10 protein-coding genes are annotated in these 8,443 nt (G+C 61.4%); 7 read left to right on the forward strand and 3 right to left on the reverse strand.

Annotation, left to right across the window (positions count from 1 at the left end; translation table 11 throughout):
* Positions 1-16 precede the first annotated feature (16 nt).
* Entirely contained in the window at positions 17-661 is a 645-nt protein-coding gene (gene pyrE / locus OC610_RS15980; protein ID WP_264428964.1) for an orotate phosphoribosyltransferase, read from the reverse strand.
* Between the two features lie 83 nt (positions 662-744).
* Here pyrE and OC610_RS15985 point away from each other — a divergent pair, with 83 nt between their 5' ends.
* On the forward strand, positions 745-1,524 hold the full coding sequence (locus OC610_RS15985) for an exodeoxyribonuclease III (protein WP_013694557.1): 780 nt from the start codon (positions 745-747) through the stop codon (positions 1,522-1,524).
* A 179-nt stretch (positions 1,525-1,703) separates the two neighbouring features.
* On the opposite strand, the gene OC610_RS15990 is transcribed toward OC610_RS15985, so the two are convergent.
* Positions 1,704-2,072, reverse strand: coding sequence for a DUF4870 domain-containing protein (locus OC610_RS15990; RefSeq protein ID WP_264428968.1), 369 nt, complete (start codon positions 2,070-2,072; stop codon positions 1,704-1,706).
* Positions 2,073-2,102: 30 nt separating this feature from the next.
* Positions 2,103-2,825 (reverse strand): ribonuclease PH, encoded by a 723-nt coding sequence (gene rph, locus OC610_RS15995; RefSeq protein WP_003177262.1) that lies wholly within the window; start codon positions 2,823-2,825, stop codon positions 2,103-2,105.
* Positions 2,826-3,088: 263 nt separating this feature from the next.
* Here rph and OC610_RS16000 point away from each other — a divergent pair, with 263 nt between their 5' ends.
* From OC610_RS16000 to OC610_RS16025, 6 genes are all read left to right on the forward strand, one after another.
* Positions 3,089-3,952 (forward strand): YicC/YloC family endoribonuclease, encoded by an 864-nt coding sequence (locus OC610_RS16000; protein ID WP_264428971.1) that lies wholly within the window; start codon positions 3,089-3,091, stop codon positions 3,950-3,952.
* Positions 3,953-3,964: 12 nt separating this feature from the next.
* Positions 3,965-4,585, forward strand: a complete 621-nt coding sequence (gene gmk / locus OC610_RS16005; RefSeq protein ID WP_264428972.1) for a guanylate kinase — start codon at positions 3,965-3,967, stop codon at positions 4,583-4,585.
* Between the two features lie 167 nt (positions 4,586-4,752).
* Positions 4,753-5,016, forward strand: a complete 264-nt coding sequence (gene rpoZ / locus OC610_RS16010; RefSeq protein WP_003177259.1) for a DNA-directed RNA polymerase subunit omega — start codon at positions 4,753-4,755, stop codon at positions 5,014-5,016.
* Between the two features lie 60 nt (positions 5,017-5,076).
* Positions 5,077-7,182 carry a bifunctional GTP diphosphokinase/guanosine-3',5'-bis pyrophosphate 3'-pyrophosphohydrolase gene (gene spoT, locus OC610_RS16015; protein WP_030142176.1) on the forward strand — a complete coding sequence of 702 codons (2,106 nt, stop codon included), beginning with the start codon at positions 5,077-5,079 and terminating at the stop codon, positions 7,180-7,182.
* Positions 7,183-7,218: 36 nt separating this feature from the next.
* On the forward strand, positions 7,219-7,599 hold the full coding sequence (locus OC610_RS16020) for a RidA family protein (protein WP_030142177.1): 381 nt from the start codon (positions 7,219-7,221) through the stop codon (positions 7,597-7,599).
* 55 nt (positions 7,600-7,654) lie between these two features.
* Positions 7,655-8,395, forward strand: coding sequence for a hypothetical protein (locus OC610_RS16025; RefSeq protein ID WP_264428976.1), 741 nt, complete (start codon positions 7,655-7,657; stop codon positions 8,393-8,395).
* Positions 8,396-8,443: the final 48 nt, after the last annotated feature.

Here is an 8,443-nt window from a genome sequence, read left to right on the forward strand (position 1 = left end):
GGATTGCGCAGGTCTCTCAGACGCCGAACTGCGCTCGATAAGCCTCAACCGCAGGCAGATGCTGCTTGAGCTGCGGATCGTCGGCCAAGAACTCCAGCACCTGGTTCAGCGAGACAATGCTGATCACCGGGATGCCGAAGTCGCGCTCCACTTCCTGGATCGCCGACAGCTCACCGTTGCCGCGCTCCTGGCGGTTCAGGGCGATCAGCACGCCGGCGGCCTTGGCGCCTTCTTGCGAGGCGATGATCTGCATCACTTCGCGGATGGCGGTGCCGGCGGTGATGACGTCATCGATGATCAGCACGTCGCCGGTCAGCGGCGCGCCGACCAGGCTGCCGCCCTCGCCGTGGGCCTTGGCTTCCTTGCGGTTGAAGCACCAAGGCAAGTCGCGGCCATGGTGCTCGGCCAGGGCGACGGCGGTGGTGGCGGCCAGGGGGATGCCTTTGTAGGCGGGGCCGAACAACACGTCGAACGCAATGCCGCTCTCGACGATGGCCGCCGCATAGAACCGACCCAGCTGCGCCAGCGCGGTTCCGCTGTTGAACAGGCCCGCATTGAAGAAGTACGGGCTGGTGCGCCCGGACTTGAGGGTGAACTCACCGAAGCGCAAAACGCCGCGATCGATGGCAAAGCGAATGAAATCGCGCTGATACGCCTGCATGAAAAAAAGCCTCAAATACCGCGGATTTAGCTAAATAGGTACACGGCGTGTATCATACACGCACGTGATTTTTGGGGCCATTTATGCGGATCATCAGTGTGAACGTCAATGGTATTCAGGCTGCAGTCGAGCGTGGTTTGCTCAGTTGGCTGCAAGCACAGAATGCCGACGTCATCTGCCTGCAGGACACCCGCGCCTCCGCCTTTGAACTGGACGATGCAGCCTTCCAACTGGATGGTTACTTCCTTTATGCCTGCGATGCCGAAGTCCCCGCCCAGGGTGGCGTGGCTTTGTACTCGCGGCTGCAACCGAAGGCTGTCATCAACGGTCTCGGTTTCGAGACGGCGGACCGCTACGGGCGCTACCTGCAAGCCGATTTCGACAAGGTCAGCATCGCGACCTTACTGCTCCCATCGGGGCAGAACGGCGATGAAGATTTGAATCAGAAATTCAAGTTGATGGACGACTTCGCCCGTTACCTTGATAAACAGCGGCGCAAACGTCGCGAGTACATCTACTGTGGCTCGCTGTACGTGGCGCAACAGAAGCTGGATATCAAGAACTGGCGCGACAGCCAGCAATCTCCTGGCTTCCTGGCGCCGGAACGGGCCTGGATGGACGAGATCATTGGCAACATGGGTTATGTCGACGCCCTGCGTGAAGTCAGCCGTGAAGGCGACCAGTACAGCTGGTGGCCCGACAACGAGCAGGCCGAGATGCTCAATCTCGGCTGGCGTTTCGACTACCAGTTGCTGACGCCCGGGTTGCGCCGCTTCGTACGCAGCGCCCGCCTGCCGCGCCAGCCACGGTTCTCGCAGCATGCGCCACTGATCGTGGACTACGACTGGACGTTGACGATCTAAGTGTCATTCGCACCCACAAAAAAAAACCGACAGCAATGTCGGTTTTTTTGTGGGCGTTGAAGACCCATTGTGGGAGCGAGCTTGCTCGCGATAGCGATTTTTCATTCAGCATCGATGTTGAATGATCCACCGCCATCGCGAGCAAGCTCGCTCCCACAGGGACAGGCGTTTACTGATCGTTATTTAACCAATCGCCAGGTAAACGGATACCGATACGGCTGCCCTTCATTGGCCTTCACGCCACCAATGATGGTCAGCACCAGCGCACCGATAGCCACCAGGCCGAACAGGAAGAAGCCGATGACCACGACCATCAGCAACAGGCTGATGGCCGAGGCAATCGCCACGGTGATCTGGAAATTCAGCGCCTCCTTGCCTTGGGCGTCAACGAACGGATCGGAATCGCGCTTCAGTTGCCAGAGCACCAGCGGCCCGATCAGCGTACCGAACGGAATCCAGATCCCCAGCAAGGCGGACAGGTGACAAAACATCGCCCATTGCCGCGCTTCTTTGCTTGGCTGGGGCAGCAGGACTTGCTCATCACTCATGACATTCTCCTTGTCTGAAGCGCACAACGATCAGTCGGCCAGGGCGGCCTTTTGCAATTCGAAGATTTCGTTCATGCCTTTCTTCGCCAGCTCCAGCATAGCGTTCAATTCTTCCGGCTGGAACGGCGCACCTTCGGCAGTGCCCTGGACTTCGATGAAGCCGCCAGCGCTGGTCATGACCACGTTCAGGTCGGTCTCGGCGGCGGAGTCTTCCAGGTAGTCCAGGTCCAGCACGGGCTCGCCCTGGTACATGCCCACCGACACGGCGGCGATCATTTGCTTGAGCGGGTCGCCGCCCTTCAGGCCGCCGCGCTTCTTGATCACTTTCAAGGCATCGACCAGCGCAACCATCGCGCCGGTGATGGACGCGGTGCGAGTGCCGCCGTCAGCCTGGATCACATCGCAGTCGACATACAGCGTGACGTCGCCCAGCTTGGACATGTCCAGCGCGGCGCGCAGCGAACGACCGATCAGGCGCTGGATTTCCAGGGTCCGGCCGCCCTGCTTGCCACGGCTGGCCTCGCGCTGGTTCCGCTCGCCGGTGGCGCGCGGCAGCATGCCGTATTCGGCGGTCAACCAGCCTTGGCCCTGGCCCTTGAGGAAACGCGGCACGCCGTTTTCGACGCTGACGGTGCAGATGACCTTGGTATCACCGAATTCGACCAGTACAGATCCCTCGGCGTGTTTGGTGTAGTTGCGGGTAATGCGGATCGAGCGAAGCTGATCGGCAGCGCGACCACTTGGACGTTTCATAGGGAACACCTGTACTGAGGACGGAAAACTGCTGGGCATTATAGAGCCGTGGACCGTCATAGGGCAGATCTAAAAAGCCGACGCGACGGGTGAACACGCTAGAAGCCCCGGCCGACGGGCTGCAGCGCTTTGTAACCGGAGCTGTTTGGGCGCTTGCGTCCCACTGCGCTACAATCCTGCGCCTTTGCTGCCCTGCGGCATCTATCCACAGATCCCAGGCGCCACGACCACCGTCGTGGCCGCCTGCATTGCGAGGAACCTCCATGGTGCACAGCATGACCGCCTTCGCCCGCGTCGAGAAGGCCGGCGCCCAAGGCACGCTGAGCTGGGAACTGCGCTCGGTCAATAGCCGCTACCTGGAGCCGCACCTGCGCCTGCCCGAGTCCTTCCGCGACCTCGAAGGCGGCGTGCGCGAAGCGCTGCGCCAGGGCCTGTCCCGGGGCAAGCTGGAATGCACCCTGCGCTTCACCGAAGAAAGCAGCGGCAAGACGCTGCAGATCGACCGCGAGCGTGCGGCGCAACTGGTCGCCGCCGCAGAAACCGTCGCCAGCCTGATCAAGAACCCCGCCGCCCTGAATCCATTGGAGGTCCTGGCCTGGCCAGGCGTCCTGGTGGGCGACGCAAGCGATCCCCAGGCGCTGAACGCCGAGGCACTGGCGCTGTTCAATCAAGGCCTGAACGAGCTCAAGGCCGGCCGCGAGCGCGAAGGCGCGGAGCTGGCCCGGCTGATCAATGAACGCCTGACCGCCATTGAAGAGGACGTCGTCACATTGCGCGAGCTGGTCCCACAGATGCTCGCCACCCAGCGCCAGAAAGTCCTCGACCGCTTCGCCGACATGAAGGCCGAGCTGGACCCGCAGCGCCTGGAACAGGAAATGGTCATGCTCGCGCAAAAGAGCGACGTGGCCGAAGAACTGGATCGCCTGAGCACCCACATCATCGAAGTCCGCCGGGTACTCAAGTCCGGCGGCGCGGCCGGTCGCCGCCTCGACTTCCTGATGCAGGAGCTCAACCGCGAAGCCAATACACTGGGCTCCAAGGCCTTCGACCCGCGCAGCACGCAGGCAGCGGTCAACCTCAAGGTGTTGATCGAGCAAATGCGCGAACAAGTGCAGAACATTGAGTAAGGCTAACCCGACATGACCCACAGCACCGGCACTCTCTATATCATTTCCGCGCCTTCGGGCGCCGGCAAGACCAGCCTGGTCAAGGCCCTGATCGACGCCGAGCCGCAGATCCGCGTCTCGGTCTCGCATACCACCCGCGCGATGCGCCCGGGCGAAGTCAACGGGGTGAACTATCACTTCGTCGACCGCGAGGAGTTCGTGAGGATGGCCGAGCACGGCGACTTCCTCGAACGCGCCGAAGTCTTCGGCAACCTCTATGGCACGTCGCAGAGCTACCTCCAGCAAACGCTGGACGAAGGCCACGACCTGATCCTGGAAATCGACTGGCAGGGCGCCGAGCAAGTTCGCAAGCTGATGCCCCATGCCCGCTCGATCTTCATCCTGCCGCCGAGCCAGCAAGCCTTGCGCCAGCGCCTGACCAACCGCGGCCAGGACAGCGATGAAATCATCGAAGGCCGGATGCGCGAAGCGGTCAGCGAAATGAGCCATTACGTCGACTACGATTACCTGATCATCAACGACGATTTCGCCCATGCACTGGATGATTTGAAGGCGATTTTCCGCGCCAGCCAGCTCCAGCAAAAACGCCAACAGCAACGTTTCGGCAAATTATTGGCCGAACTGCTGGGCTGAACAGCCCTTCCCAAAACCGCTGCGACGGCTTTACATTGGTACTCGCAGCGCGCCGAGGGGTTTGGTTAAAAAATCAGCGCTTCCCTAAACGCTGGTGTTTTTTTAAACTGTCGAGTCCGCTCGCCCAACCGGGCAGCGCGCATATTGCATTCGCTCCGAGGAATACCATGGCCCGCGTAACCGTTGAAGACTGCCTAGAACACGTGGAAAACCGCTTTGAGCTGGTCATGCTCTCTACCAAGCGTGCCCGTCAACTGGCCACCGGCGGCAAAGAGCCATTGGTCCAGTGGGAAAACGACAAGCCTACCGTGGTAGCGCTGCGTGAAATCGCCGAAGGCCTGATGAGCTACGAGTTCATCGCCAACGCTGAAATCGTCGAAGACGAACCGCTGTTCGCAGCGTTCGAGGACGAGTCCAACGAGGCGGTCTAAGCCTATGCCTGGTCGACGTAGCACGGCGCGGGGTCACAGCAGACGGCAGGAGTCACTATCATGCCGAGCATAGACGCCCTCGCCGATCGCTTATCGGCCTACCTCGGCACGGACCAGGTCAACCTGGTCCGCCGAGCCTATTTCTACGCCGAACAAGCCCACGACGGCCAGCGCCGCCGCAGCGGCGAGGCGTACGTCACGCATCCGCTTGCGGTGGCGAATATTCTTGCCGACATGCACATGGACCATCAGAGCCTGATGGCGGCCATGCTGCATGACGTGATCGAAGACACCGGCATTGCCAAGGAAGCGCTGCAAGCGCAGTTCGGCGAAACCGTGGCCGAACTGGTCGACGGGGTCAGCAAGCTGACCCAGATGAACTTCGAGACCAAGGCCGAGGCCCAGGCCGAAAACTTCCAGAAGATGGCCATGGCCATGGCCCGCGATATCCGCGTGATCCTGGTCAAGCTCGCCGACCGCCTGCACAACATGCGCACCCTGGAAGTGCTGTCCGGCGAAAAACGTCGGCGCATTGCCAAGGAAACCCTGGAAATCTACGCACCCATCGCCAACCGCCTGGGCATGCACGCGATCCGCATCGAGTTCGAGGACCTGGGCTTCAAGGCGATGCACCCGATGCGTTCGGCGCGGATCAACCAGGCCGTCAAGCGCGCCCGGGGCAACCGCAAGGAAATCGTCAACAAGATCGAAGAGTCCCTGAGCCACTGCCTGGCCATCGACGGCATCGAAGGCGAAGTCAGCGGGCGGCAGAAACACCTCTACGGCATCTACAAGAAAATGCGCGGCAAGCGTCGGGCCTTCAACGAGATCATGGACGTCTACGCGTTCCGGATCATCGTCGACAAGGTCGATACCTGCTACCGCGTGCTGGGTGCCGTACATAATTTGTACAAACCGTTGCCGGGGCGCTTCAAGGATTACATCGCGATCCCCAAGGCCAACGGCTACCAATCGCTGCACACCACGCTGTTTGGCATGCACGGCGTACCGATCGAGATCCAGATCCGCACCCGCGAAATGGAAGAGATGGCCAACAATGGCATCGCGGCCCATTGGCTGTACAAATCCAGCGGCGACGAGCAACCCAAGAGCACTCACGCCCGCGCGCGGCAGTGGGTCAAGGGCGTGCTGGAAATGCAACAGCGCGCCGGTAACTCCCTGGAATTCATTGAAAGCGTAAAAATCGACCTGTTTCCAGACGAGGTCTACGTCTTCACTCCCAAAGGCCGGATCATGGAACTGCCCAAGGGCTCCACGGCCGTGGACTTTGCCTACGCCGTGCACACCGATGTGGGCAACAGCTGCATCGCCTGCCGCATCAACCGCCGCCTGGCACCACTGTCCGAACCGTTGCAAAGCGGCTCCACGGTGGAAATAGTCAGCGCCCCCGGCGCGCGCCCCAACCCGGCGTGGCTCAACTTCGTGGTCACCGGCAAGGCCCGCACGCACATCCGCCATGCGCTGAAGCTGCAACGTCGCTCCGAGTCCATCAGCCTCGGCGAACGCCTGCTGAACAAGGTCCTGAACGGTTTCGACAGCTCTCTGGACAAGATCCCGGCCGAGCGCGTGCAGGTGATGCTCCACGAATACCGTCTCGAATTGATCGAAGACCTGCTTGAAGACATCGGCCTGGGCAATCGCATGGCCTATGTCGTCGCCCGCCGCCTGCTCGGCGAAGGCGAACAATTGCCGAGCCCCGAAGGTCCGCTGGCGATTCGCGGCACCGAAGGCCTGGTGCTCAGTTATGCCAAGTGCTGCACGCCAATCCCGGGTGACCCGATTGTCGGCCACCTGTCTGCCGGCAAGGGGATGGTGGTGCACCTGGACAACTGCCGCAACATCAGCGAAATCCGCCACAACCCGGAGAAATGCATCCAGCTTTCATGGGCCAAGGATGTCACCGGCGAATTCAATGTCGAGCTGCGCGTCGAGCTGGAGCACCAGCGCGGCCTGATCGCCCTGCTGGCCAGCAGCGTCAACGCCGCCGACGGCAACATCGAAAAAATCAGCATGGACGAACGCGATGGCCGCATTAGCGTCGTCCAACTGGTGGTCAGCGTGCACGACCGCGTACACCTGGCCCGCGTGATCAAGAAACTGCGCGCCCTGACAGGGGTCATCCGCATCACGCGGATGCGTGCATAGCCCTGCAAACAGCGCCCTCATTACAAGGAGTCATGAATGACCAAGACCGTTATCTCCAGCGACAAGGCCCCGGCCGCCATCGGTACATATTCCCAGGCAATCAAGGCGGGTAACACCGTCTACATGTCCGGCCAGATCCCGCTGGACCCGAAAACCATGGAACTGGTCGAGGGCTTCGAAGCCCAGACCGTGCAGGTCTTCGAGAACCTGAAAGCCGTGGCCGAGGCCGCCGGCGGTTCGTTCAAGGACATCGTCAAGCTCAACATCTTCCTCACCGACCTGAGCCACTTCGCCAAGGTCAACGAGATCATGGGCAAGTATTTCGACCAGCCTTACCCTGCCCGCGCAGCCATTGGCGTGGCCGCCTTGCCAAAGGGCGCCCAAGTCGAGATGGACGCCATCCTGGTCATCGAGTAAAAAGCCCGGCGCAGCGTCTCCCGCTGCGCCGTTTTCGTTCTGAAAGGATTCCTTCATGCGCAAAGCGCTTGCCTTCTCGCTGTTTGCCCTCGTTCTGAGCGGCTGCGCCAGCGACCCTGCCGACCGTGACATCAGCGGCACCTGGATCAACCAGGCGGCCATCGACGCTGCCGCCAAGGGCGGCCCGTTGCGCGAAGCGCTGCAGGGCTACGGTCCGAACCTGGAGTGGGACATCAACACCCGGGCCGGCCAGGCGCGCTACACCAACGGTTTTGAAAATGTCGAAGGCAAGCTGCTCGGCGAACAGGACGGCGCGTGGAAGGTCGACTTCTACGGCAGCTCCGCCAGCGAACTCAAGCGCGACGGCGACCAGTTGAGCCAGGCCGCCACCGAAAACGAGCCGCAGCAAGTGTTCGACCGCGCCCAGGTGCAAGTGCCGGAAGGCGCACCGATTGGCGCCAGCTTCGAGCGAGCGTTGTACACCGCCTACCTGGGTGGCAACTGGAACATCGTCGAGGGCCCAGGCCTGGGCGCCACGGTGCAATTCCAACCTGACGGCCAGGTCAGCGGCTTGCCCGGTGCCGATCGCTACGCCTTGTGCCTGGCCGGCGACTGCGCCTCCATGAGCGGTGGCAACGACAACATCTGGCTGCAACAGAACGGCCAGGGCAACACCTGGATCTTCGCCCGCAATGGCAAGAAACTGGAGATCTTCCAGACCGTGAATGCGGCGCTGGCGGATGAAATGCCGTCGTTTACGCCGGGTGATCGGCGCTGGGTACTTGAAAAGCAGTAACGCGATTCAGGTGACAACGAAACTCCCTGTGGGAGCGAGCTTGCTCGC

Source organism: Pseudomonas agronomica (assembly GCF_025917275.1).
GTDB lineage: Bacteria > Pseudomonadota > Gammaproteobacteria > Pseudomonadales > Pseudomonadaceae > Aquipseudomonas > Aquipseudomonas agronomica.